General features: G+C 68.5%; 20 protein-coding genes. 13 read left to right on the plus strand and 7 right to left on the minus strand.

Annotated features, from left to right (window positions below):
• The first annotated feature begins 4 nt into the window (after positions 1-4).
• The 6 genes from E3U26_RS12115 (at position 5) to E3U26_RS12140 (ending at position 7,011) form a co-directional block, all read left to right on the plus strand.
• On the plus strand, positions 5-1,201 hold the full coding sequence (locus E3U26_RS12115; RefSeq protein WP_499104945.1) for a class I SAM-dependent rRNA methyltransferase: 1,197 nt from the start codon (positions 5-7) through the stop codon (positions 1,199-1,201).
• Entirely contained in the window at positions 1,198-1,782 is a 585-nt protein-coding gene (locus E3U26_RS12120; RefSeq protein WP_499104946.1) for a PIN domain-containing protein, read from the plus strand. The genes E3U26_RS12115 and E3U26_RS12120 overlap by 4 nt, the downstream gene beginning before the upstream one ends.
• Before the next feature lie 75 nt (positions 1,783-1,857).
• Complete coding sequence (gene zwf, locus E3U26_RS12125) at positions 1,858-3,309, plus strand: glucose-6-phosphate dehydrogenase (protein ID WP_072461553.1); 1,452 nt, start codon at positions 1,858-1,860, stop codon at positions 3,307-3,309.
• Complete coding sequence (gene pgl, locus E3U26_RS12130; RefSeq protein WP_036751719.1) at positions 3,306-3,980, plus strand: 6-phosphogluconolactonase; 675 nt, start codon at positions 3,306-3,308, stop codon at positions 3,978-3,980. Before zwf ends, pgl begins: the two co-directional genes overlap by 4 nt.
• A 1-nt stretch (position 3,981) precedes the next feature.
• Positions 3,982-5,583 carry a glucose-6-phosphate isomerase gene (gene pgi / locus E3U26_RS12135; protein WP_499104948.1) on the plus strand — a complete coding sequence of 534 codons (1,602 nt, stop codon included), beginning with the start codon at positions 3,982-3,984 and terminating at the stop codon, positions 5,581-5,583.
• 138 nt (positions 5,584-5,721) lie between these two features.
• Positions 5,722-7,011, plus strand: a complete 1,290-nt coding sequence (locus E3U26_RS12140; protein WP_499104950.1) for a PQQ-dependent sugar dehydrogenase — start codon at positions 5,722-5,724, stop codon at positions 7,009-7,011.
• A 15-nt stretch (positions 7,012-7,026) separates the two neighbouring features.
• Here E3U26_RS12140 and E3U26_RS12145 read toward each other — a convergent pair whose 3' ends face one another.
• Both E3U26_RS12145 and E3U26_RS12150 read right to left on the minus strand, forming a co-directional pair.
• On the minus strand, positions 7,027-7,902 hold the full coding sequence (locus E3U26_RS12145) for a glycosyltransferase family 2 protein (RefSeq protein WP_499104951.1): 876 nt from the start codon (positions 7,900-7,902) through the stop codon (positions 7,027-7,029).
• Complete coding sequence (locus E3U26_RS12150; protein WP_499104952.1) at positions 7,899-8,528, minus strand: hypothetical protein; 630 nt, start codon at positions 8,526-8,528, stop codon at positions 7,899-7,901. The genes E3U26_RS12145 and E3U26_RS12150 overlap by 4 nt, the downstream gene beginning before the upstream one ends.
• A 277-nt stretch (positions 8,529-8,805) precedes the next feature.
• Here E3U26_RS12150 and infC point away from each other — a divergent pair, with 277 nt between their 5' ends.
• The 5 genes from infC (at position 8,806) to E3U26_RS12175 (ending at position 13,883) form a co-directional block, all read left to right on the plus strand.
• Complete coding sequence (gene infC / locus E3U26_RS12155) at positions 8,806-9,258, plus strand: translation initiation factor IF-3 (protein WP_243700221.1); 453 nt, start codon at positions 8,806-8,808, stop codon at positions 9,256-9,258.
• A 12-nt stretch (positions 9,259-9,270) separates the two neighbouring features.
• Positions 9,271-9,732: a dUTP diphosphatase gene (gene dut, locus E3U26_RS12160; RefSeq protein ID WP_036751707.1), complete on the plus strand. Its 462-nt coding sequence runs from the start codon at positions 9,271-9,273 to the stop codon at positions 9,730-9,732.
• A gap of 4 nt (positions 9,733-9,736) precedes the next feature.
• Positions 9,737-10,786: a HesA/MoeB/ThiF family protein gene (locus E3U26_RS12165; RefSeq protein ID WP_499104954.1), complete on the plus strand. Its 1,050-nt coding sequence runs from the start codon at positions 9,737-9,739 to the stop codon at positions 10,784-10,786.
• Between the two features lie 29 nt (positions 10,787-10,815).
• Positions 10,816-12,852 carry a M3 family metallopeptidase gene (locus E3U26_RS12170; protein WP_499104955.1) on the plus strand — a complete coding sequence of 679 codons (2,037 nt, stop codon included), beginning with the start codon at positions 10,816-10,818 and terminating at the stop codon, positions 12,850-12,852.
• A 254-nt stretch (positions 12,853-13,106) separates the two neighbouring features.
• Positions 13,107-13,883, plus strand: a complete 777-nt coding sequence (locus tag E3U26_RS12175; RefSeq protein ID WP_036751701.1) for a class I SAM-dependent methyltransferase — start codon at positions 13,107-13,109, stop codon at positions 13,881-13,883.
• Between the two features lie 18 nt (positions 13,884-13,901).
• Here E3U26_RS12175 and E3U26_RS12180 read toward each other — a convergent pair whose 3' ends face one another.
• On the minus strand, positions 13,902-14,504 hold the full coding sequence (locus E3U26_RS12180; RefSeq protein WP_243786219.1) for an SH3 domain-containing protein: 603 nt from the start codon (positions 14,502-14,504) through the stop codon (positions 13,902-13,904).
• 91 nt (positions 14,505-14,595) lie between these two features.
• Here E3U26_RS12180 and E3U26_RS12185 point away from each other — a divergent pair, with 91 nt between their 5' ends.
• Positions 14,596-15,606 carry a 2-hydroxyacid dehydrogenase gene (locus E3U26_RS12185; protein WP_036751699.1) on the plus strand — a complete coding sequence of 337 codons (1,011 nt, stop codon included), beginning with the start codon at positions 14,596-14,598 and terminating at the stop codon, positions 15,604-15,606.
• Positions 15,607-16,440: 834 nt separating this feature from the next.
• Here the strand turns inward: E3U26_RS12185 and E3U26_RS12190 are convergent.
• From E3U26_RS12190 to lipB, 4 genes are all read right to left on the minus strand, one after another.
• A complete protein-coding gene (locus E3U26_RS12190) occupies positions 16,441-16,932 on the minus strand; it encodes a DUF2244 domain-containing protein (RefSeq protein ID WP_499104956.1) in 492 nt (163 codons plus the stop codon).
• Positions 16,933-16,948: 16 nt separating this feature from the next.
• On the minus strand, positions 16,949-18,625 hold the full coding sequence (ctaD, locus tag E3U26_RS12195) for a cytochrome c oxidase subunit I (RefSeq protein ID WP_036751695.1): 1,677 nt from the start codon (positions 18,623-18,625) through the stop codon (positions 16,949-16,951).
• Between the two features lie 162 nt (positions 18,626-18,787).
• Complete coding sequence (locus E3U26_RS12200; protein WP_072461543.1) at positions 18,788-19,252, minus strand: c-type cytochrome; 465 nt, start codon at positions 19,250-19,252, stop codon at positions 18,788-18,790.
• A gap of 144 nt (positions 19,253-19,396) precedes the next feature.
• Positions 19,397-20,053: a lipoate-protein ligase B gene (gene lipB / locus E3U26_RS12205; RefSeq protein WP_499104957.1), complete on the minus strand. Its 657-nt coding sequence runs from the start codon at positions 20,051-20,053 to the stop codon at positions 19,397-19,399.
• Positions 20,054-20,304: 251 nt separating this feature from the next.
• Between lipB and metH the strand changes: the two genes are divergently transcribed.
• Positions 20,305-24,066: a methionine synthase gene (gene metH, locus E3U26_RS12210; RefSeq protein ID WP_499104958.1), complete on the plus strand. Its 3,762-nt coding sequence runs from the start codon at positions 20,305-20,307 to the stop codon at positions 24,064-24,066.
• Positions 24,067-24,098: the final 32 nt, after the last annotated feature.

The following is a 24,098-nucleotide window of genomic DNA, read 5'->3' on the forward strand; positions in this document are numbered from 1 at the left end:
CGCCATGACCGCCGATCTGCCCATCATCCGACTGCGCCCGAAATCCAAGCCCCAGGCGATCCGCCACGGCTTTCCCTGGGTCTTTGCCGACGAGCTGGTGACGGACCGGCGCACGCGGGCGATCCCGCCGGGCAGCTTCGCCGTGCTGGAGGATGCCGAGCGCCGCCCCCTGGGGCTGGTCACGGTCAACCCCGATTCGCGGATCATCGCCCGCGTGATGGACCCCGACCCGCAGGCGCGGATCACCCGCGACTGGATCGCGGCGCGGCTGGACCGGGCGCTGGCGCTGCGGGCGCGGCTGTTCGACCGGCCCTTTTACCGGTTGGTCCATGCCGAGGCCGACGGGCTGCCCGGCACCATCATCGACCGTTTCGGCGATGCCGCGGTGATCCAGCCCAATGCCGCCTGGGCCGAGCGCATGGTCGGGGAGATCGCCGCGGCGCTGCGCGAGGTCGCGGGCGTCGCGACGGTGATCCTGAACGGGCAGGGCCGGGCGCGGGCGCTGGAGGGGCTGGACGAGCGGACCGAGATCCTGTCGGGCGCCGTCGACGGCCCGGTCGAGGTGCCGATGAACGGCGCGATCTACCTGGCCGACCTGACGCAGGGGCAGAAGACCGGCCTGTTCTATGACCAACGCCCGAACCATGCCTTTGCGCAGCGGCTGGCCCAGGGCCAGCGGGTGCTGGACGTGTTCTCGCATGTCGGCGGCTTCGGCCTTGCCGCCCTGGCGGCCGGCGCCACCCATGCCACCTGCGTCGACGGCTCGGCCGCCGCGCTGGAGCTGGCACGGGGCGGCGCGCGCGCCATGGGCGCCGAATCGCGGCTGACCATCCGCCAGGGCGACGCCTTCGAGCAGATGGAGGCGCTGGCTGCCGAGGGCGCGCAGTTCGATCTGGTGATCTGCGACCCGCCGGCCTTCGCGCCCTCGAAACCGGCGCTGGAGGCGGGCTTGCGCGCCTATGAGCGGGTGGCGAAGCTGGCCGCGCCCCTGGTCGCGCCGGGCGGCTATCTGGGGCTGTGTTCCTGCAGCCATGCCGCCGATCTCAACGCCTTTCGCAACGCCAGCGCCCGCGGCATCGGCCGCGGCGGGCGGCGGATGCAGCTTCTGCATACCGGCCAGGCCGGCCCGGACCATCCCACGCTGCCGCAATTGGCCGAGACCGGCTATCTCAAGGCGCTGTTCTTCCGGCTGGACGGATGAAGGCAGTCCTGGACGCCTGCGTGCTGTTTCCGACCGTGCTGCGGGAGATCCTGGCCGACACGGCGGCGGCGGGGCTGTTCCAGCCGCTCTGGTCGCGCCGCATCCTGGACGAATGGCGCCATGCCGCAACCCGCCAGGGCGTCGAGGCCGGGGTCGAGATCGCGCTGCTGCAAGCGCGCTTTCCGCAGGCGCTGGTCGAGCCGGGGCAGGAGGTCTTCGGGCTGGACCTGCCCGATCCGGCCGACCGGCATGTGGTGGAATGTGCGCTGGCAGCCGGGGCACAGGCGATCGTCACCGCCAATTTGCGCGACTTTCCGCGCAGGGCGCTGGCCCCGGTCGGGCTGCGGGCGATTCATCCCGACGAATTTCTGCGCGACCTTTGCCTGCGGGCCCCCGAAACCGTGCTCGCGGCCGTGCAGGCGACCGAGGCGCGCGCCCGTGCCGCCGGCGGCGACATGACCCGCAAGGAACTGATGCGCCGCGCCCGCCTGCCGCGCCTGGCCAAGGCGATGGCGCGGCTTGATGCAACCGAAACCGCGCCCTTCCCGTTGCATGGCGCGACCCCGCGGGAACAGGATTGAAAGGGGACGGATTTGAAGGACTTGATGTTATCGCTAACATCCGCTAATCGGCAGAGCAGCGATGAGGAGGCAGCGATGGTTTCACGCGTCATTCCGGTTGAGGATTTCGACCTGGTGATCTTTGGTGCAACCGGCGACCTGGCCCGGCGCAAGATCGTGCCGGGGCTGTATCGCCGCTTTGTGGCCGGGCAGGTTCCGGCCAGCGCGCGCATCATCGGCGCCGCCCGCACCCGCCAGGACGACGAAGCCTTCCGCGCCGAGATGCGCGAGGCGATCGAGGAATTCATCGGCCCCGGCCAGGACCAGGCGCAGCTTTCGGCCTTTCTCGACATGCTGGGCTATGTCGCCATCGACGCGCGCGGCACCGATGGCTGGGCCGAACTCAAGGCGCGGGTGCGTCCCGGCGTGGTCCATGCCTTCTATTTCTCGGTGGCGCCGGCGCTGTTCGGCGACATCGCCGAGCGGCTGGCCGGCAACGGCATCGCCGATGCCGACAGCCGCATCGTTGTCGAAAAGCCCTTCGGCCGCGACCTTGCCACTGCTCGCGCGCTGAACGCCACGCTGGCCCGGCATTTCGACGAGAACCAGATCTATCGCATCGACCATTACCTAGGCAAGGAAACCGTCCAGAACCTGATGGCGGTGCGCTTCGCCAACATCCTGTTCGAGCCGCTGTGGAACGCGCAATACGTGGACCATGTTCAGATCACCGTGGCCGAGACGGTGGGCGTCGGCGGGCGCGGCGAATATTACGACCATTCCGGCGCCATGCGGGACATGGTGCAGAACCACCTGATGCAGCTTCTGTGCCTGATCGCGATGGAGCCGCCCTATCATTTCGACCCCGATGCGGTGCGCGACGAAAAGCTCAAGGTGATCCGGGCGCTGGAGCCGCTTGCGCCCCAGGACATCGTGCGCGGCCAGTATCTGGCCGGCCCCGACGGCCCCGGCTATCTGGAGGATTCCGAGAACCCGCAGTCCCGCACCGAAAGCTTCGTGGCGCTGAAGGTGCGGATCGCCAACTGGCGCTGGACCGGCACGCCCTTCTACCTGCGCACCGGCAAGCGGCTGCGCGCGCGCACCAGCGAGATCGTCGTGACCTTCAAGGAGCCGCCGCATTCGATTTTCGACGACGGCGGCACGCACAAGGCCAACCAGCTTGTCATCAAGCTGCAACCGAACGAAGGCATGCACCTGACCGTGATGATCAAGGAGCCGGGGCCGGGCGGCATGCGCCTGGTGCAGGTGCCGCTGGACATGAGCTTTGCCGATGCGCTGGGGGCCGAGGGCTCTGACATGCCCGATGCCTATGAGCGGCTGATCATGGACGTGATCCGCGGCAACCAGACCCTGTTCATGCGCGGGGACGAGGTCGAGGCCGCCTGGGCCTGGACCGACCCGATCATCGCCGCCTGGGAATCCGGCTCGAAGCGGCCCGAGCCCTATGATGCCGGCTCCAGCGGCCCCGAAGAGGCGCTGCGCCTGCTGCATCGCGACAACCGCCGCTGGAGGGAGATCCGGCCATGACGCTCGAGTTCATCGAATATCCCGACCGCGAGATGCTGTTCCTGTCGCTGGCGGACCGCGTGGCGGGGCAGCTGTCGCAGCATTTGCGGGTGAACGACAGCGCCAGCCTCTGCGTGCCGGGCGGCACCACGCCGGCGCCGCTTTACGACTATCTCTCGGGCAGCGAGATCGACTGGCCGCGCGTCACCGTGCTGCTGAACGACGAGCGCTGGGTGGATGGCGAGCATCTGCGCTCGAACGGCCGGCTGCTGCGCCGCCACCTGCTCAAGGACAAGGCGGCGGGGGCGCATTACATCGACCTCTATACCGGCGACGAGCGCCCCGAGGATGCGGTGCCGGCGCTGGCCGAGGCGATCGCGCCGCACCTGCCGCTGACCGTGCTGCTTCTGGGCATGGGCACCGACATGCATACGGCAAGCCTGTTCCCCGCGGCTTCCGAAACCGTCCTGGCGCTGGCGCCGGACGCGCCGGTGGTGATGGCGATCAACAGCGTCAAGGACGAGCCGCGGATCACCCTGACCGCCTCGGCGCTGAAGGGCGCGATCAACACCCATCTGCTGATCGCCGGGGCCGACAAGCGCGAGGCATTCGAGCGCGCGCAGGGCCTCGATCCCACCGAGGCGCCGATCCGCGCCTTTCTTGGCGACATTACCGTGCATTGGGCAGAGTGACATGACCATCTGGAGCCGGTTGCAAGACCACCGCAAATCCCAGGGCGCGCTGCGGATCGAGGCGCTGTTCGACGCCGATCCGACCCGCGCCGCCACCTTCTCGACCCAGGCCGAGGGGCTGGTGCTGGACTGGTCCAAGACCAGCATCGACGCCGGCGCGCGCGAGCTGCTGCTGGAACTGGCCGCGCCGGTGCCCGAGCGCCGCGAGGCCATGTTCGCCGGCCAGCGCATCAACGAGACCGAGGACCGCGCCGTGCTGCACACCGCGCTGCGCAACCTCCAAGGCAGCGTCGCGGTGGACGGCCGGGACGTGATGCCCGAGCTGCGCCGCACCCATCGGCGGATGTGCGATTTCGCCCGCGCCATCCGCGACGGCAGCTTCGCCGGGCAGGGCGGCCGCATCACCGATGTCATCAACATCGGCATCGGCGGCTCGGACCTCGGCCCGGCCATGGCCACGCGGGCGCTGGCGCCCTGGCATGACGGGCCGCGGGTGCATTTCGTCTCGAACGTGGACGGGGCGGACATCGCCGATACGCTCAGGGGGCTCGATCCGGCGACCACGCTGGTCATCGTCGCCTCCAAGACCTTCACCACCATCGAGACCATGACCAATGCCAGGACGGCGCTGGACTGGATGGCGAAGGCCGTGACGCAGCCGGCGGCGCAATTCGCCGCGCTCTCCTCGGCGACCGACCGCACCGCCGAATGGGGGATCGAGCCCTCGCGCGTCTTCGGCTTCGAGGATTGGGTCGGCGGGCGCTATTCCATGTGGGGGCCCATCGGCCTTTCGCTGATGATCGCCATCGGGCCCGAGAACTTCGACCGCTTCCTTGCCGGCGGCGCGGCCATGGACCGCCATTTCCGCGAGGCGCCGCTGGCCCAGAACCTGCCGGTGATCCTGGCGCTGGTCGGCATCTGGCACCACCAGGTCTGCGGCTACGGCACCCGTGCCGTCTTGCCCTATGACAACCGCCTGGCCCGGCTGCCGGCCTATCTGCAGCAGCTGGAAATGGAATCGAACGGCAAGCGCGTGGCCATGGACGGCAGCGACCTGGTGCTGCCCTCGGGCCCGGTGGTCTGGGGCGAGCCGGGCACCAACGGCCAGCATGCTTTCTACCAGCTGATCCACCAGGGCACCGCGGTGGTGCCCTGCGAATTCATCCTCGCCGCCCGCGGCCACGAGCCCGAGCTTGCGCATCACCACCTGCTGCTGATCGCCAATTGCCTGGCGCAATCCGAGGCGCTGATGCGTGGCCGCTCGCTGGACGAGGCGCGCGCGCTGATGCAGGCCAAGGGCCTGACCGGCGCCGAACTGGAACGCCAGGCCCGCCACCGCGTCTTTCCCGGCAACCGCCCGTCGACCACGCTGCTGATCCCCGAACTCGACCCCTACACGCTGGGCCAGATCGTCGCGCTCTACGAGCACCGCGTCTTTGCCGAGGGGGCGATCCTGGGCATCAACAGCTTCGACCAATGGGGCGTCGAGCTTGGCAAGGAACTGGCGCTGAAGCTGGCGCCGCTGCTTCAGGGCAAGCCCGCGCCCGGCCACGACCCCTCGACCGAGCATCTCGCGGCGCTGATCCGCGACGCGCGCGGCTGAACGCTTCTCTGTTCCCCAAATACTCCAGGGACGGCGCCACCGGCGCCGCCCTCGCCGATTCGATCCCCTTGCGCATTCCGGGATTGACCCCCGGCGCATCCCGGCTAGCCTTGGCCTGCGCAGACGGGAAGGAAAGCGATGGATCTTCTGGCCAGGGCGACAGCCGCCATCGGCGGCGCGATGGTGCTGATGCGGCGGATGGGCGCGCCGCGGACGGCGGCGTTCGGGCCAAGCCCCGCCATCCCCGAGGCGAAGAAACAGGGCATCATGACGCTGAAGATGCCCACCGCCCGCGGCTGGGCGCCGGGCCTGCGGCCCAAGGCCGCGCCGGGCCTGCGCGTCGATGCCTTCGCCCGCGACCTGCAACATCCGCGCTGGATCGAGGTGCTGCCCAATGGCGACGTGCTTGTGGCCGAGGCCCTGCAAGAGGCCAGCCCGCCGCAATCCCTGCTCGACCGCGCCGCCCAGGCCACCATGCGCCGCGCCCGCGCGCTGGGCACCAGCGCCAACCGCATCACGCTGCTGCGCGACGGCGATGGCGATGGCGTCGCCGAGACGCGCGAGGTTTTCCTGGCAGGCCAGCGCCAGCCCTTCGGCATGGCCCTGGTCGGCGACACCTTCTATGTCGGCAATACCGACGGCATCGTCGCCTTTCCCTATGCGCCCGGTGCCACGCGGCTGGACGGGCCGGGCCGCCGGCTGGTCGATTTCAAGCCGGGCGGGCATTGGACGCGCAGCCTGATCGTCTCGCCCGACCGCAAGCGGCTTTATTGCGGCGTCGGCTCGCTGACCAATATCGCCGACGAGGGCATGGAGGCCGAGGAAGGCCGCGCCGCGATCTGGGAACTGGAACTGGAGACCGGCCAGGCCCGCATCTTCGCCTCGGGCCTGCGCAACCCGGTCGGCCTCGCGTGGGAGCCCGCGACCGGCGCGCTCTGGACCGTGGTGAACGAACGCGATGGCTTGGGCGACGAGACGCCGCCGGACTACCTGACCTCGGTGCAGGAGGGCGGCTTCTACGGCTGGCCCTGGTCCTATTGGGGACAGGTGGTGGACGACCGCGTGCCCCAGGACGCGGCCGAGGTCGCCCGCGCCATCACCCCCGATTACGCTCTGGGCGGCCACACCGCCTCGCTTGGCCTGTGCTGGATGCCCGAGGGCACGCTGCCCGGATTCCCCGACGGCATGGCGATCGGCCAGCACGGCTCCTGGAACCGCTCGACGCTGTCGGGCTACAAGCTGATCTTCGTGCCCTTCCGGGACGGCCGGCCCGCCGGGCCGCCGCGCGACATCCTGTCTGGCTTTCTTTCCGAGGACGAGAAATATTCCCATGGTCGCCCGGTCGGCGTTGCCATCGGCCCGGACGGCAAGTCGCTTCTGATGGCCGATGACGTGGGCGACGTGATCTGGCGGGTCAGCGCGGCCTGAACCGGCCCGCTTGCGTCAGAACCACTGGCCCGGCTCCATCAGCCCCAGGTCCATCAGTTGCTGGGCGTTCCAGCGGAAGGGATGCGAGTTGCGCCAGCGGAAGCTGCGGATATGCCCGCGCGAGCCGGGGTTCTTGGCCAGCGCCTTGGCCACCCGGAACGAGGCGACGGCGGCGGTCAGGTTGTTGTGCCAGGGGCAGGCATAGGTGTTGTATTCCTCGACGTTGAAGCGCAGGTCGGGCAGCAGCCGCAGCCCCGGCTGGCTGCGAAACAGCGCGATGCGGTCGATGCGGCGGCGATCCTGGGGCAGGTGTTCCTCGAATCGCCAGCGCAGCCCGCCGTGGAAATCCAGCTGCCGGTCCTTGTGGCGGCCGTCGCGGTCCACGCGGCCAAGTGCGTAATAGCCGGTGCGGTCGAACATCGCCTCGTCCAGGCTGACCGCATCGGGGAAACGCTCCAGGTCCGGGGCATAGAGGTCGATGACATAGGTCAGCATCGCCCGCCGGCGTTCCTCGGCGTGAAAGGCCAGCATCTCGCCCACGCTGCGGCTTTCCGAGAAGGGATAGAACAGGAACTCGGCATTATAGCCGTAGTAGAGCCAGGTATCGGCGGGCGCGGCCTCGATCACCGCATTGACCGCCTCGACCTGGGCCCGGCCGCGGCGGGAATCGTGGCGCAGGTTGAGGATCCGGTCCGCGCCCTCGCCGGGCAGGACATGGGCGGGCAGCGGCTCGGGCGACAGCGCCAGGATCAGCCGGAAACCGGCTGCAAGGTGGTGCGCCAGCGTCCTTTGCACCGCCGCCTCGTCCTCGATCAGCAAAACCGCGACCGGCCCCTTGTCCAGCCGGCCGCCCGGTGCCTTCAGGAAATCCCCCAGGCTGGGAAAGCTCATGGTAGGGCGGCCTTGATCTGTTCCAGCGCCTGCGCCAGCGCCGCCGGGTCCAGAGCCGCGCGATCCAGCAGGGCCAGAAGCTCGGCCTTGCGTTCGGGCGCAAGGGACGAGCCGTCGATCATGGCGCGCACCTTGGCGGCATCGAAGCCCTGCGGGGTCAGGGCGGCATCGATCCCGACCGCCTCGCCGGCCGCGGCGCCGGCTTCGCGCGTGGGGCTGGCCGCCTCGCGGGCGGCGGTGCTTGCGGCGATGGCGGCGGCCTCGGCCTGTTCGGGGGTGGCGTTGGCCTGGGCCGCGGCATCCGCGGCGCGGTCGGCGGCGGCGATGGCGGCCTCGGCCGCCGCCTCGGCCTGGTCGGCGGCAGCGCCCGCCGCGCCGACCGCCGCCTGCCCGGCCGAGGCCGAGGCTTCGGCCGCCGCATCCGCCGCGATGGCCGCCGCATCGGCCGCGGCGTCGGCTGCGGCATTGGCGCCCTGCTGCGCCGGGGGCGGGGGCTCGGCCGGTGCCTGCGCCGGCGGGGGCGGCGCGTCGCCGGCCAGCCGGCCCATCGGATCGCCGCCGCTCCACAGCCACAATCCGCCAAGCGCAAGGGCAAGAATCACGATCACGGCCAGGAATTTCTTCATCGGTCTCTCCGTCAGGGCTGCGGCGGGTCGCCCCTTCTATGCCATGCCGCGCCAAGGGGGGGAAGCGGCCCCGCAAAACCGTGCAAAACGGCGGCGGAACCTGGGGCCGAGCCATCGAATCCGGTTGAAAATCTGCCTGCGCAGGACTATTTAACCGCCCGGAACCCCTGGCAACACAAGGAAGACAGCCATAGCCCGCAGACCGCATAACGCTCCGCCCACCCGTGACACCGGCCCCCGCGTCAACGAGCGCATCCGAGTCGCCGAAATCCGCCTGATCGGTCCCGAAGGCGAGAATGTCGGCGTCGTGACACCCGCCCGCGGTCTGGAGCTTGCACAGGAAGCCGGGCTGGATCTTGTCGAGATCTCACCGAATGCCACGCCCCCGGTCTGCAAGATCATGGACCTGGGCAAGTTCAAGTATGAACAGCAAAAGCGCGAGGCCGAGGCCCGCAAGAAGCAAAAGATCATCGAAATCAAGGAGATCAAGTTCCGTCCTGGAACCGATACCCATGATTACGACGTCAAGATGCGCTCGGTCATGAAGTTCCTGGCCGAGGGCGACAAGGTCAAGATCACCCTGCGCTTCCGCGGCCGCGAGATGGCGCACCAGCAGCTTGGGGTCGAGCTTCTGAACCGCGTCGCCGCCGATGTCGGCGAGGCGGGCAAGGTCGAATCCATGCCCAAGCTGGAAGGGCGCCAGATGGTCATGATGATCTCGCCGAAATAAGGGGCTTTGGGGATGGCGGCCGAGGTGACGATTCTGGTTCTGCGCGAACCGGGCGCTGACCCGGCGCTGCCCCTGCCCGAATACCAGACCCAGGGCTCGGCCGGCGCCGACCTGCGGGCCGATCTGGGCGGGGCCGAGCTGCTGCTTGAACCCGGCCAGATCCGCCTGGTGCCTACCGGGCTGCGCGTGCAGATCCCCGAGGGCTACGAGATGCAGATCCGCCCCCGCTCCAGCCTGGCGCTGAAGCATGGGGTGACGCTGCCCAACACGCCCGGCACCATCGACAGCGACTATCGCGGGCCGCTGGGGGTCATCATGATCAACCTGGGCCCGCAGCCCTATGCGATCCAGCATGGCGAGCGCATCGCCCAGGCGGTGATCGCCCCCGTGACCCGCGCCGCCTATGTCATGGCCGAGGCGCTGGAGCAGACCGCGCGCGGCGAAGGCGGCTTCGGCTCGACCGGGCGGGGCTGAGCCCGTGCTGATCCTTCTTCTCATGCTTGCCGTGCTGGTCGCGGCGCGCCTGCTTGGCTGGCCGGAATGGCGCGGCTGGGCGGGGGTCGCGGCCCTGTGGCTGGCCGCCATCGCCGCGCTGGTGCTGGGGCCCGGCAGCGCCCTGGCGCGACTGGTCGGCGGCGATCCTCGGGTCTGGGGGCTGGCCGGCGGCGTGGTGGCGCTGGGGCTGGGCTATCGCCTACTGCTGCGGCAGCTGCATCGCCGCGCCATCCCCTTGCCTGACCCGCCCGTGCCCGAGCCGGCCGGCCCGCTTTCGGACCCGGAACTGGATCGTTATGCCCGCCATATCGTGCTGCGCGAGCTGGGCGGGCCGGGGCAGGCGGCGCTGCGGCGCGCCCGCGTGCTGGTCGTGGGCGCAGGCGGGCTGGGCGCGCCGGTCTGCCTTTACCTTGCCGCCGCCGGCGTGGGCCGGATCACCGTTGCCGACGACGACCGGGTCGGGCTGTCGAACCTGCAGCGCCAGGTGATCTTTCGCAGCGCCGACGACGGCCGCCCCAAGGCCGAGGCCGCGCGCGATGCCATGCTGGCGCTGAACCCGCATGTCGAGGTCACGGCGCTGAACCGCCGCATCGGGGCCGAGGATGCCGCGCTGGTTGCCGAACATGACCTGGTGCTGGACGGCACCGACAGCTTCGCCGCCCGCAGCGCGGTGAACGCGGCCTGCATCGCCGCCGGCGTGCCCTTGGTCGCCGGCGCCATCGCGCAATGGGAAGGGCAGGTGACGATCTGGGATCCGCGCCACGGCGCGCCCTGCATGGCCTGCATCTTTCCCGATGCCCCGGCCGCCGGCCTTGCGCCCGCCTGCGCCGAGGCGGGCGTCGTCGGCCCACTGCCCGGCGTCGTCGGCAGCCTGATGGCGCTGGAGGCGATCAAGCTGATCGCGCGGGCCGGCGAGCCCCTGCGCGGCCGGATGCTGATCTTCGACGGGCTTTATGGCGAAAACCGGCTGATGAAAATCGCGCGACGCGCCGATTGCCCCGCCTGCGGCTCTGGACATTTCCGCGCAGGCTGAAACACTCCCGGCCGGAAAAGGAGGCTCGCATGAACCCCGAACTGACGCATTGGACCGGCCCGCTGGGCCTGCCGCGTTTCGACCTGATCCGCGACGAGGATTTCGACCCGGCCTTCGACGCCTGCCTGAACATGGCCGAGGAGGCGGTCGAGACCATCGCCGCCAATCCCGCGCCGCCGAGCTTTGCCAACACCGTCGCCGCGCTCGAGACGGCCGAGGAGCCGCTGAACCGGCTCTGTGCCATCTTCTTCACCCTGGCCGGCGTCGATTCCAACCCCGTGCGCGAGGATCTGCAGCGCCGCATCGCCCCGCGCCTGGCCGCGCATGGCAGCAAGGTCAGCATGGACCCGAGGCTGTTCGACCGGGTCGAGGCGGTGATGCAGGACGCCGTCGAGCTTGCCCCCGAGGACCGCCGCCTGACCGAGCTGACCCTGCGCGGGCTGCGCCGGGCGGGCGCCGGCCTGACCGGCGCGGCGCGCGAGCGCATGGCGGCAATCCGCGAGCGGCTGGCGGTGCTGTCGACCGATTTCGCCCAGAACGTGCTGGCGGATGAGCGCGACTTTGCCATGGGCGTGGCCGACGACCAGCTGGCCGGCCTGCCCGACTGGCTGGTCCGCGCCATGCGGGCGGCGGCGCGCGAACGCGGGATGCCGGGGCAGGTGGTGACGCTGAACCGCTCGCTGATCGTGCCCTTCCTGGAATATGCCGAAGATCGCGCCCTGCGCGAGGCGGCCTGGCGGGCCTGGGGCGCGCGCGGCTCGGGCGCAGGGGCCGGCGGGGCTGCGACCGACAACCGCCCCATCGCCGCCGAGATCCTGCAATTGCGGCACGAGCGCGCCCGGCTTCTGGGCTACGAGGATTTCGCCAGCTACAAGCTGGAGCCCGAGATGGCCCGCAGCGCCGAGAATGTCGAGGCGCTGCTGACCCAGGTCTGGGCGGCCGCCAAGACGCGGGCCGAGGCCGATGCCAAGCGCCTGACCACCATGCTGCGCGAGGACGGCGTGAACGGCGCGCTGGAGCCCTGGGACTGGCGCTTCTATGCCGAGCGCCGGCGCAAGGCCGAACACGATCTCGACGAGGCCGAGGTCAAGCCCTACCTGACACTGGAGGCGATGCTGGGCGCGGTCTTCGACACCGCGCAGCGCCTGTTCGGCATCGAGATGCGGGCATTCGACGCGCCGCTCTGGTCGCCCGATGCCCGTGCCTGGGAGGTGACGCGGGACGGCCGGCGCATGGCGGTCTTCGTCGGCGATTACTTCGCCCGGCCCGGCAAGCGGTCGGGGGCCTGGTGTTCGTCGCTGCAACAGCAGCACAAGATCGGCGAGGGACAGCGGCCGATCGTCACCAATGTCTGCAACTTTACCCCGCCCGAGGCCGCGGGCGCGCCGGCCTATCTGTCCTGGGACGATGCGCATACGCTGTTCCACGAATTCGGCCATGCGCTGCATCACATCCTGTCGGACGTGTCCTGGCCCTCGATCTCGGGCACCTCGGTGGCGCGGGATTTCGTCGAATTGCCGAGCCAGCTTTTCGAGCATTGGCTGGAACGGCCCGAGGTGCTGGACCGCCACGCCCGCCATGCCGAGACCGGGGCGCCGCTGCCCGCCGCGCTGCGCGACCGCATGCTGGCGGCCGGCAATGCCGACCAGGGCTTTGCCACCACCGAATACCTGGAAAGCGCGCTGGTGGACCTGGCCTTTCACCGCGGCGCGCCGCCCGCCGATCCGATGGCGCGGCAGGCCGAGGTGCTGGCGGAACTGGGCGCGCCCGCCGCGATCCCCATGCGCCATGCCACGCCGCATTTCGCGCATGTGTTTTCCGGCGACGGCTATTCCTCGGGCTATTACAGCTACATGTGGTCAGAGGTGATGGATGCCGACGCTTTCGCGGCCTTCCTGGAAAAGGGCGATCCCTTCGACGCGGAAACCGCGCGGCGGCTGGAGGAATGGATCCTCTCCAAGGGCGATTCCCTGCCGGCCGACGAACTGTGGCTGAAGTTCCGCGGCCGGACCCCCGGCGTCGAGGCGCTGCTGAAGGGGCGTGGGCTTCTGCCCGAGGCCCGCTGACCGCCGCTTTCGCAAAGGCGCGATTCGCCGGGCAAGGGCTTGCGCGAATCCGCCGCTTCGTCGCGGTTCGGCGGCTTCCATGGCGGATTGCACAACCACAGGAAATATGAACTGAGGGTCGGTCGCTGCCAGGTTGATATCAACCCGTCTATTCCGGCAGGCGGGGTGCCAATTCCTTGATGGCCCGGCAGCCCCGGCCTATCCTTTCCAGGCAGTTTTTAGAAAGTAGGCGGTGATCTGTCCGGGAGGAAGGCATGCGGGTTTCCAATGCGGCCTCGATGAAAAGCGTCGATGAAGTGCCGATCGACAAGATGGGGCTTCGACATTATTTCGTCAATTACGAGAAATATATCGGCCCTCTTCGCATGCAGCCGCTGCGATTGCTGGAATTGGGAATAGCGCGCGGCGATTCGCTAAGACACTGGGAATCCTGGCTGCCGAATGCCAAGATCACCGGGCTGGACATCAAGCCCTGCGAGGCACGTTTCGAAAGCGGCCGGGTGCGCTGCTATGTCGGCGAACAGCAGGACAGGGCGGTTCTGGACCGGATGGCGGCGGAACGGGCGCCGCGGGGTTTCGACGTCATCATCGACGATGCCTCGCATGTGGGGCAATTGTCCCGCATCAGTTTCTGGCATCTTTTCGAAAACCATCTCAAGCCGGGCGGATATTACTTTATCGAGGATTGGGGCACCGGATACTGGCGGCAATATCCCGACGGCAAATCCTATCACCCCCGGCCGCCCCGGCTTTCTCCCCGTGAAAGGCTGCTCGACAGGCTGCATCGTTCGGGGCTGGCGCAGGCGGTTTCCCCGCTGGGCAAGCTGACCGGCTGGATGCGCTGGAACCTGGTGCGGCGGCGGTTTCACGGCCATGACCGCGGCATGGTCGGCTTCGTCAAGGAACTGATCGACGAATGCGGGGCCGAGGACATGACCCATCCCGATTTCGGTGCCGGCACGCCGCGCGCCTCGCGCTTTGCCTGGATGCGCGTCTCGCTGGGCCATGTGGTGATCCGCAAGGCCGGCTGACCCGCCGGCGCGCGGGTCTCAGTCGCGGATCTCGTCCGGGTCGACGCCCCAGATCGTCGTCTTGGGCACCCAGCCCTTTTCCCCGCCGCCCGAGACCCGGCACCAGTCGATGCTGCATTCGTGCAGCCGGACGATGGCGCCGGCCTCGGCCCGCGCCACCACCTCGGCGCGCGGCTCGGGGCGGGCGAGCAGGTCCAGCATGTCCTTGGTCACGATGGCGGTGCGCACGCCCGACAGCAGCGAATAATGCACCCAGCCGCCGGCGCCGTCCTGGTCCTCGACCCGGCGCCAATGGCCGAACTCGGCCACCACGCGCAGGGGCATGCCGGCATGGCGGAACACCCAGTCGATGCGATGCGACAGGCTGGGGCCGCGCCGGGCGTTGCCCTCGCCCCCCTTCAGGCTGACATAGCGCGGCAGCGGCAGGTTGGTGACAGAGCCGCGATTCGGGTCACGCCGGCCGTCCTGGTGGCGGCTGATCGTCGCATCGGCGGACAGGCCGGGGATCTGCTTAGCGTCCAGCGTTTCGCCCGGATCGGTGGTTTGCGCCAGCGCCGCCGATCCCAAGCACGCCACCGTCGCCAGTATCGCGGCGCCAAGCCAGACCTGTCCTTGCTTCATCTGCCCGTCCTGCTTTTTCGGGGTCTTGTGCCTGCCCCGCATCGCGGGCACTTTGCCAAAAGCCGCCCGGCTTTGGAAGAGAGGAGCGACCATGCCCGCCGTTCATGCGACCGATCCGACCCGCTCGCGCCTTAAAGTTACCGTGACCCGGCGGCTGCCCGAGGCGGTCGAGACCCGGATGTCCGAGCTTTTCGACGTTTCGCTGAATGCCGACGACCACCGGATGAGTCGCGAGGAACTGGTGGCCGCCATGCGCGTCTCGGACGTGCTGGTGCCGACGATCACCGATCAGATCGACGCGGCCATGCTGGCCCAGGCCGGCGACAAGCTGAAGCTGATCGCCAATTACGGCGCGGGCGTGGACCATGTCGACGTGCATTCCGCCCGCCAGCGCGGCATCCTGGTCAGCAACACGCCGGGCGTGGTGACCGAGGACACCGCGGACGTGGTCATGGCGCTGATCCTGGGCGTCACCCGCCGCCTGCCCGAGGGCATGGCCGAGATGCAGGCCGGCCGCTGGCACGGCTGGTCGCCGACCGCGCATCTGGGCGGGCGGCTGGGCGGGCGGCGCCTTGGCATCCTGGGCATGGGCCGCATCGGCCAGGCGGTGGCGCGGCGGGCGAATGTCTTCGGCATGCAGGTGCATTACCACAACCGCCGCCGCCTGCGCCCCGAGATCGAGGCCGAGTTGCAGGCGACCTATTGGGAAAGCCTGGACCAGATGCTGGCGCGCATGGACATCGTCTCGGTGAACGCGCCGCATACCCCCTCGACCTTCCACCTGCTGAACGCGCGGCGGCTGAAGCTGATGAAGCCTTCGGCCGTGATCATCAACACCTCGCGCGGCGAGGTGATCGACGAGAATGCCTTGACCCGGATGCTGCGCGCGGGCGAGATCGCCGGCGCCGGCCTTGACGTCTTCGAGCATGGGCACGAGATCAACCCCCGCCTGCGCGAATTGCCCAATGTCGTGCTGCTGCCGCATATGGGCTCGGCCACGATCGAGGGGCGGGTTGAGATGGGCGAAAAAGTCATCATCAATATCAAGACCTTCGCCGATGGCCACCGGCCACCGGACCTGGTGGTGCCCTCGATGCTGTGACCCTGGCGCCCCGGTTTTCCGGGGCGTTTTGGCCTGACGGCCCGGATGTCTCATGTCGTTTCTTTGCCAGGATCGTGTCGGGGGGAACGGCAGTGCCGCGCGTCGTTCCGGCATTTGATCGGCGGGGAAGCGGGGCAGGGGCTCGCCGTGAAAACCCCCGTGCTGGCCCTTGGGATCGGAGGCGGTGCCGTGGGCTGCAGCATCGCGCTGCACCTGGCCCGCGCGGGGTGACGCTGCCGGTCGAGCGCGACGTGTTGACGGCCGATGCGCAATACCGGGCCGGGCATGTGCCCTGTCCGCGCCATCTGCGTCGCCTGTATGGGCGAACTGGGATCTGGTCGCGTTCGGCGGCCGTCTCCGGGAGCGGCGGGTCGCGAAAGGCATGGGCTGGAGGGGGTCGGCGGGTGCAGAACTGGCCGCGGGAGGAAAGGGGCTATCGCGCCTCGGCCGCGATGCGGTGCCGCTCCGGGCTGGACCGCTTCGTCGATCTGGAGAAGGCGTTCAACTGAGCAGGCGATGCCTGCAGGGGCTATCCGCCGCAAAGAGGTGATCCGGCTGAGCGGCCGCCTGACGCCTAACGCTGGGGCGCCAGGCGCCTTATGCGGCCGGCGAAAGGGTCGGGCGGCGGGTCGCGGGCCTTTGGCAAGTCCCTCGGCCTGGGCTATGTTCGCCCGGACCTGGCCCAGCCGGGCACGAGGCTGAAGCTGCGCATGCCGCGCGCTGTGGAAGGCGGTCGTGATCGGGGACCGCTCCTATGGCCCGGAAAACAAGGCGATTCGCGTCGACGGCTGACCTGTTCTGCAGCCATGGCCTGCGACGGCCAGGCCGGCCCATCTAGCGCAGCCCGGCCAGCCGCCGCTCCAGATCGTCCCGCAGCGCCACCCGCTCCTCGGGCGAAAGGAAGGCGCCCAACTCGACCTCGCGCTGGCCGTCGGTCAGCACCAGGTAATCCTCGACCGGGCCGTTCTGGCGCAGGGCGGTGCGCACCCAATAGGGGTTGGTCTGCCAGATGCGGTCCGGCCGTCCGGGATCGCTGCGGGTCAGGATCAGGCGGTCGCGTCCGACCAGCATCACCTCATGCGCCGCGCCATAGCTGCGCGCGATGCCCTGCCATAGCCCCCAGACCGCCAGGGCGGCAAAGGGCAGGAGCCCCCAAAGCACCTTCGATCCGACCACTGCCAGCAGGGGCAGCGCCAGTCCCGCGGCGGTCAGCGAGATGACCCAGACGAAGCCCCGCCGGGACAGCGAGCGGTGCGGCCAGATCTCGAGCCGAAAGCAGACGGCCCCGGATTGCTCCGGGGCCGCGTCATGCCATGCGTAGGGCATCGTTCAATGCGCGGGATCAATGCGCCTGGGCGCGATCCCAGTCCTCGCGCTTGGGCAGGGTCTCGAAGGTATGCTCCGGCGGCGGCGAGGGCAGGGTCCATTCCAGCGTGTCGGCATGCTCGTTCCAGTAGTTCGGCACGTTCACGCGCTTGCCGGCGAAGAGCGTGTAGAACACGATGCCGATGAAGAACAGGAAGGACGCGAAGCTGATATAGGCGCCGATCGAGGAGATGTTGTTCCAGTAGGCGAACTCGACCGGATAGTCGATGTAGCGGCGCGGCATGCCCTGGCGGCCCAGGAAGTGCTGCGGGAAGAAGATCAGGTTCGAGCCGATGAACATCATCCAGAAATGCAGCTTGCCGGCCCATTCCGGGTATTGCCGGCCCGACATCTTGCCGATCCAGTAATAGACCCCGGCGAAGATCGCGAAGACCGCGCCCAGCGACATCACATAGTGGAAGTGGGCGACGACGTAATAGGTGTCGTGATAGACCCGGTCCAGCGGCGCCTGGCTCAGCACCACGCCGGTCACGCCGCCGACGGTGAACAGGAACAGGAAGCCGAAGGCCCAGAGCATCGGCGTCTTGAACTCGATCGAGCCGCCCCACATGGTGGCGATCCACGAGAACACCTTGATGCCTGTCGGCACCGCGATGGTCATGGTGGCCAGCATGAAATAGGCCTGCTGGGTCAAGGACATGCCGGCGGTATACATGTGATGCGCCCAGACCACGAAGCCCAGGATGCCGATGGCCGCCATGGCCAGCACCATCGGCAGGTAGCCGAAGATCGGCTTGCGCGCGAAGGTCGAGATGACGTGGCTGATGATGCCGAAGCCGGGCAGGATGATGATATAGACCTCGGGGTGGCCGAAGAACCACAGGATATGCTGGTAGAGCACCGGGTCGCCGCCGCCGGCCGGGTCGAAGAACTGGGTGCCGAAGTTGCGGTCCATCAGCAGCATGGTGATGGCGCCCGCCAGCACCGGCAGCGACAGCAGGATCAGCCAGGCGGTGATGAAGACCGACCAGGCGAACAGCGGCACCTTGAACAGCGTCATCCCCGGCGCGCGCATGTTGAGGAAGGTGGTGATGATGTTGATCGCGCCCAGGATCGAGCTGGCGCCCGAGACATGGACGGCAAAGATCGCCAGGTCCATGGAATAGCCGGCCTCGGTGGTCGAGAGCGGCGGATAGAGCACCCAGCCCACGCCCGAGCCCATCTGGTCGTTGCCGCCCGGCGCCAGCAGCGAGGCCACGCCCAGGGCCACGCCGCAGACATACATCCAGTAGCTGAGGTTGTTCAGCCGCGGGAAGGCCATGTCCGGGGCGCCGAGATGCAGCGGCATGAAATAGTTGCCGAAACCGCCAAACAGGGCCGGGATGACCACGAAGAACATCATCAGCACCCCGTGATAGGTGATCATGACGTTCCAAAGATGCCCGTTCGGCGTGCATTCCGCCGAGGCGTCGGCGATGAGGCGCGCGCCCTCGACGCACATGTATTGCACGCCGGGATGCTGCAATTCCATCCGCATATAGACGGTGAAGCAGACCGAGATCAGACCGACGATGCCGGCCGTGAACAGGTAAAGGATACCGATATCCTTGTGGTTTGTTGACATGAACCAGCGGGTGAAGAACCCGCGGGTGTCATGATGGTCACCGTGGCCGTGAACGGCTGCGTCTGCCATGCGTGGACTCCCTAGACATGCGGCTGGCCGGCCCAAGGGCCAGCGGACTCGCTAAGTTTCTAGCCCACATTCCTACCCCTCGCAATGCGAAGAAGGGACTAAAAGTCGCGCCCCTGCGCGGTTTTGCCGCAGGCAGGGGCGCGCCGTTCCGGGGGTCGCTGGTCAGTTCGCGGCGCCTTCGGCAGGGGCCGTCTCGGCACCCGCATCGGGCGAGTGCTGGGCCAGGAAGGCGACCACGTCGGCCTGGTTCTTGCCGAGCTTGAAGGTCATCTTGGTCTTGGCGGCCGAATCGCCGGTCTTCTCGACCAGCCAGGGCTTGGGATCGGTGACGTATTCGATCAGGTCGGCCTCGGACCAGACCATGTCGGGGTTCTTTTCCGCCACTTCAAGGATGCCGTCGCCGTATTTGAAGCCTTCGACCGAGGCGATCTTGCGGCCGACGACGCCGTAGAGGTTCGGCCCGGTCTTGCCGCCCTTGACGATGTCGGTGCCGTCCGGTGCCTGGACCATGTGGCAGGCCTTGCACTTGTTGAATTCCTTCTCGCCTTTGGCGGCGTCGCCTTCCTGGGCCACGGCGGGCAGGGCGAGGGACAGGGCGGCGAGAGTGGCATAGATGCTGATCTTCATCGCGTTTCCTCTTGGGTAATCGCTTTTTCCGGGGGAGCGGACCTCTCCGCCTCCCGCCTTGACAGGGCTATCATGCGTCAAGCCGTCCGAACACCGGAAAAAGGTCGCAGGACGGTGAAGGGTGAATATGTCGCAGGGCGAAAATCAGCCGCCGAGCGGGGGGAAATTGCGCGCGAAGCTGCGGCGCAGCGCCAGGTCCAGGTCGCCCATGCCGACGGGCAGGCCCATGTCCACCAGGCTGGTCACGCCATGGCCCTGGATGCCGCAGGGCACGATGCCGGCGTAATGGCCCAGGTCCGGCTCGACGTTGATCGAAATGCCGTGGAAGCTGACCCAGCGGCGCAGCTTGACGCCGATGGCGGCGATCTTGTCCTCGCGCATCGAGCCGTCAGGCAGCGACGCCTTGTCGGGGCGCGCGATCCAGACGCCGACGCGGCCGTCGCGGATCTCGCCCTTGAGGTTGAACTCGGCCAGCGCGTCGATGACCCAGGATTCCAGGGCCTTGACGAAGGCGCGCACGTCGCGGCCGCGGCGGTTCAGGTCCAGCATGACATAGACCACGCGCTGGCCCGGCCCGTGATAGGTGTATTGCCCGCCGCGGCCGACGGCATGCACCGGAAAGCGCGCCTCGAGCAGGTCGGCCGCGCGCGCCGAGGTGCCGGCGGTGTAGAGCGGCGGGTGCTCGACCAGCCAGACCAGCTCGTCCGCCCGGCCCTCGGCGACGGCGGCGGCGCGCGCCTCCATGAAGGCGACGGCTTCAAGATAATCGGTAAGGCCGGGGGCGGTGATCCATTCGGTCATGGGCGGTGAGATATTCCCGGCCGCGGGCCGTCGCAAGGGGGCGGGGGCGGTTCCGGCGGATCGGTTCGCGGTGGGGGCTGTCTGCCCCCACGCCCCCGAGGGTATTTCCGCAACGAAGAAGCGGGGCAGATGACGAATCCGCGGGGCCGGATCATGAATCCGATGCAAGATCATTGTGCGGATGTTGAATTTCACTAAATGCCTGTCTGCGGCTATACAGCACATTTGATGAAACGCGCGGACCCTGGACCATGACCTTGCCCCTTTCCCCCGTCTTCGACGCCCTGCGCGCGGCTGCGCGCGAACGCATCCTGATCCTCGACGGCGCGATGGGGACGCAGATCCAGCAGCTTGGCCTGAAGGAGGCGGATTTCGCCGGCCATGGCACGGGCTGCGCCTGCGGCTGCCATCCGCCGGCGCCGGGCGAGCATCCGCAGCAGGGCAACAACGACCTGCTGAACCTGACCCAGCCCAAGGCGATCGAGGAGATCCACTATCGCTATGCCAAGGCGGGCGCGGATATCGTCGAGACCAACACCTTTTCCTCGACCACCATCGCGCAGGCCGACTATGGCATGCAGGCGGCGGTCTATGACCTGAACCTGCACGGCGCCCGCATCGCGCGGCAGGCGCTCGACCGCGCCACGGCCGAGGACGGGCGGGTGCGCTGGGTCGCCGGCGCGCTGGGGCCGACCAACCGCACCGCCTCGATCAGCCCGGACGTGAACAATCCCGGCTACCGCGCCGTCACCTTCGACGAGCTGCGCATCGCCTATGCCGAGCAGATCCGCGGGCTGATCGACGGCGGCGCCGACCTGATCCTGATCGAGACCATCTTCGACACGCTGAACGCCAAGGCCGCGATCTTCGCCTGCGAGGAGGTGTTCGAGGAAAAGGGCCAGCGCCTGCCGGTGATGATCTCGGGCACCATCACCGACCTTTCCGGCCGCACGCTGTCGGGCCAGACGCCGACCGCCTTCTGGCATTCCATGTCCCATGCCGCGCCGATCACCGTGGGCCTGAACTGCGCGCTTGGCGCCGCCGCCATGCGCCCGCACCTGGCCGAGCTTTCCGCCGTCGCCGACACGCTGATCTGCGCCTATCCCAACGCCGGCCTGCCCAACGAGATGGGCCAGTATGACGAATCGCCCGAGGAGATGGCGGCGCAGGTCGCCGAGTTCGCCCGCGAGGGGCTGGTGAACGTGGTGGGCGGCTGCTGCGGCTCGACCCCCGAGCATATCGCCGCCATCGCCCGCGCCGTGGCCGAGCTGCCGCCGCGCGAGATCCCCGAGATCGAGCCGCGCCTGCGCCTGTCGGGGCTGGAGCCCTTCGTCAAGACCGACGACATCCCCTTCATGAACGTGGGCGAGCGGACGAACGTCACCGGCTCGGCCCGGTTCCGCAAGCTCATCACCAATGGCGACTATGCCGCCGCGCTGGACGTGGCCCGCGACCAGGTGGAAAACGGCGCCCAGATCATCGACGTCAACATGGACGAGGGGCTGATCGATTCGAAGCAGGCGATGATCGACTACCTGAACCTGATCGCCGCCGAGCCCGACATCGCCCGCGTGCCGGTGATGATCGACAGCTCCAAATGGGAGGTGATCGAGGCCGGGCTGAAATGCGTCCAGGGCAAGGCGATCGTGAACTCGATCTCGCTGAAAGAGGGCGAGGAGAGCTTCCTGACCCAGGCCCGGCTTTGCCGCCGCTATGGCGCGGCCGTGGTGGTGATGGCCTTCGACGAGACCGGCCAGGCCGATACCGAGAACCGCAAGGTCGAGATCTGCTCGCGCGCCTATGACCTGTTGGTCAACAAGGTCGGCTTTCCGCCCCAGGACATCATCTTCGACCCGAACATCTTTGCCGTGGCGACCGGGATCGAGGAGCATGACAATTACGGCGTCGATTTCATCGGCGCGACCCGGCGCATCACCCAGGCCCTGCCGCATGTGCATGTCTCGGGCGGGGTCTCGAACCTTTCCTTCAGCTTCCGCGGCAACGAGCCGGTGCGCGAGGCGATGCATGCCGTGTTCCTGTATCACGCCATCCAGGCGGGCATGGACATGGGCATCGTCAACGCGGGCCAGCTTGCGGTCTATGACCAGATCGACGAGGGCCTGCGCGAGGCCTGCGAGGACGTGGTGCTGAACCGCAAGCCCAAGGCCGGCGGCACGGCGACCGAGAACATGCTGGAGATCGCCGAGCGCTTCCGCGGCGAAGGCGGGGCCAAGGCGCGCGAAAAGGATCTGACCTGGCGCACATGGCCGGTCGAGAAGCGGCTGGAGCACGCCCTGGTCAACGGCATCACCGAATATATCGACGAGGACACCGAGCAGGCGCGACTGAATGCCGAACGCCCGCTGCATGTGATCGAAGGCCCGCTGATGGCCGGGATGAACGTCGTCGGCGACCTGTTCGGCGCCGGCAAGATGTTCCTGCCGCAGGTGGTGAAATCGGCCCGGGTGATGAAGCAGGCGGTGGCGCATCTGCTGCCCTATATGGAGGCCGAGAAGGCCGCGGCGGGCGGCGCGGGCGGTTCCTCCAGCGCCGGCAAGGTGCTGATGGCGACGGTCAAGGGCGATGTCCACGACATCGGCAAGAACATCGTCGGCGTCGTGCTGGCCTGCAACAATTACGAGATCATCGACCTGGGCGTGATGGTGCCCGCGACCAAGATCCTGGAAACCGCCAAGGCCGAGAAGGTGGACATCATCGGCCTGTCCGGCCTCATCACCCCGTCCCTGGACGAGATGGTGCATGTCGCGAGCGAGATGGAGCGCGAGGGTTTCGACATTCCGCTGCTGATCGGCGGGGCGACCACGAGCCGCGTGCATACGGCGGTCAAGATCCATCCGCGCTATGCGAAGGGGCAGGCGGTCTATGTCACCGATGCCAGCCGCGCGGTGGGGGTGGTGGGCAGCCTGCTCTCGGGCCAGAAGAACGCCTATGTCGAGACTATCCGTGCCGAATACATGGACGTGGCCAACAAGCACGCCCGCGCCGAGGCGGAAAAGAAGCGCCTGCCGCTGGCCTCGGCCCGCGACAATGCGCTGCGGGTCGACTGGTCGGGGTTCGAGGCCAAGGCGCCCGAGTTCCTGGGCCCGCGCGTGATCGAGGATTTCGACCTTGCCGAGATCGCGCGCTATATCGACTGGACCCCGTTCTTCCAGACCTGGGAGCTGAAGGGCGTCTATCCGCGCATCCTGGAGGACGCAAAGCAGGGCGAGGTGGCGCGCCAGCTTTTCGCCGATGCGCAGGCCATGCTGAAGCGGATCATCGACGAGCAATGGTTCCGGCCGCGGGCGGTCGTCGGCTTCTGGCCGGCGAACCGGGTTGGCGACGACATCCGGCTTTTCACCGGCGAGGACCGGGCGGCGGAACTGGCGACGCTGCACACGCTGCGCCAGCAGGTCAGCAAGCGCGACGGCCGCCCGAACGTGGCGCTGGCCGATTTCGTCGCCCCCGAGGGGCATCGCGACTATGTCGGCGGCTTCGTGGTGACGGCGGGCGGCGAAGAGCAGCAGATCGCCGAGCGCTTCAAGGCCGCGCATGACGATTTCTCGGCCATCCTGGTGCAGGCCTTGGCCGACCGTTTCGCCGAGGCGCTGGCCGAGATGATGCACGAGCGGGTGCGCCGGCAATACTGGGGCTATTCCGACGAAAGCTTCGCCCCCGAGGAGCTGATCGCCGAGCCCTACAAGGGCATCCGCCCGGCGCCAGGCTATCCCGCCCAGCCCGACCACACGGAAAAGGTCACGCTGTTCAGGCTGCTGGACGCGACTGCGGCGACCGGGGTCGAGCTGACCGAGTCGATGGCGATGTGGCCCGGCGCCTCGGTCTCGGGCCTCTATATCGGCCATCCCGAGGCCTATTACTTCGGCGTCGCCAAGGTCGAGCATGACCAGGTCCTGGACTATGCCGACCGCAAGGGGATGGCGGTGCCCGAGGTCGAGCGTTGGCTGGCGCCGATCCTGAACTACACCCCGCAGGCGGCGGTCGCGGCCGAGTGAAAAGAAACGCGCGGCGGGCGAAAAAATGCCCT

Origin of the sequence: Paracoccus ferrooxidans (assembly GCF_029909815.1) — a bacterium.
In the GTDB taxonomy this organism is placed as follows: domain Bacteria; phylum Pseudomonadota; class Alphaproteobacteria; order Rhodobacterales; family Rhodobacteraceae; genus Paracoccus; species Paracoccus versutus.

Coding starts and splice junctions, on each gene's coding strand:
- E3U26_RS12145 (WP_499104951.1), bottom strand. CDS start 7,902: ATGAGCTTTCCCAGCCTGGGGGATTTCCTGAAGGCACCGGGCGGCCGG.
- pgl (WP_036751719.1), top strand. CDS start 3,306: ATGACGCTCGAGTTCATCGAATATCCCGACCGCGAGATGCTGTTCCTG.
- E3U26_RS12190 (WP_499104956.1), bottom strand. CDS start 16,932: ATGCCCTACGCATGGCATGACGCGGCCCCGGAGCAATCCGGGGCCGTC.
- lipB (WP_499104957.1), bottom strand. CDS start 20,053: ATGACCGAATGGATCACCGCCCCCGGCCTTACCGATTATCTTGAAGCC.
- zwf (WP_072461553.1), top strand. CDS start 1,858: ATGGTTTCACGCGTCATTCCGGTTGAGGATTTCGACCTGGTGATCTTT.
- dut (WP_036751707.1), top strand. CDS start 9,271: ATGGCGGCCGAGGTGACGATTCTGGTTCTGCGCGAACCGGGCGCTGAC.
- E3U26_RS12185 (WP_036751699.1), top strand. CDS start 14,596: ATGCCCGCCGTTCATGCGACCGATCCGACCCGCTCGCGCCTTAAAGTT.
- metH (WP_499104958.1), top strand. CDS start 20,305: ATGACCTTGCCCCTTTCCCCCGTCTTCGACGCCCTGCGCGCGGCTGCG.
- ctaD (WP_036751695.1), bottom strand. CDS start 18,625: ATGGCAGACGCAGCCGTTCACGGCCACGGTGACCATCATGACACCCGC.
- E3U26_RS12170 (WP_499104955.1), top strand. CDS start 10,816: ATGAACCCCGAACTGACGCATTGGACCGGCCCGCTGGGCCTGCCGCGT.
- E3U26_RS12120 (WP_499104946.1), top strand. CDS start 1,198: ATGAAGGCAGTCCTGGACGCCTGCGTGCTGTTTCCGACCGTGCTGCGG.
- E3U26_RS12140 (WP_499104950.1), top strand. CDS start 5,722: ATGGATCTTCTGGCCAGGGCGACAGCCGCCATCGGCGGCGCGATGGTG.
- E3U26_RS12175 (WP_036751701.1), top strand. CDS start 13,107: ATGCGGGTTTCCAATGCGGCCTCGATGAAAAGCGTCGATGAAGTGCCG.
- E3U26_RS12200 (WP_072461543.1), bottom strand. CDS start 19,252: ATGAAGATCAGCATCTATGCCACTCTCGCCGCCCTGTCCCTCGCCCTG.
- E3U26_RS12150 (WP_499104952.1), bottom strand. CDS start 8,528: ATGAAGAAATTCCTGGCCGTGATCGTGATTCTTGCCCTTGCGCTTGGC.
- pgi (WP_499104948.1), top strand. CDS start 3,982: ATGACCATCTGGAGCCGGTTGCAAGACCACCGCAAATCCCAGGGCGCG.
- E3U26_RS12115 (WP_499104945.1), top strand. CDS start 5: ATGACCGCCGATCTGCCCATCATCCGACTGCGCCCGAAATCCAAGCCC.
- E3U26_RS12180 (WP_243786219.1), bottom strand. CDS start 14,504: ATGAAGCAAGGACAGGTCTGGCTTGGCGCCGCGATACTGGCGACGGTG.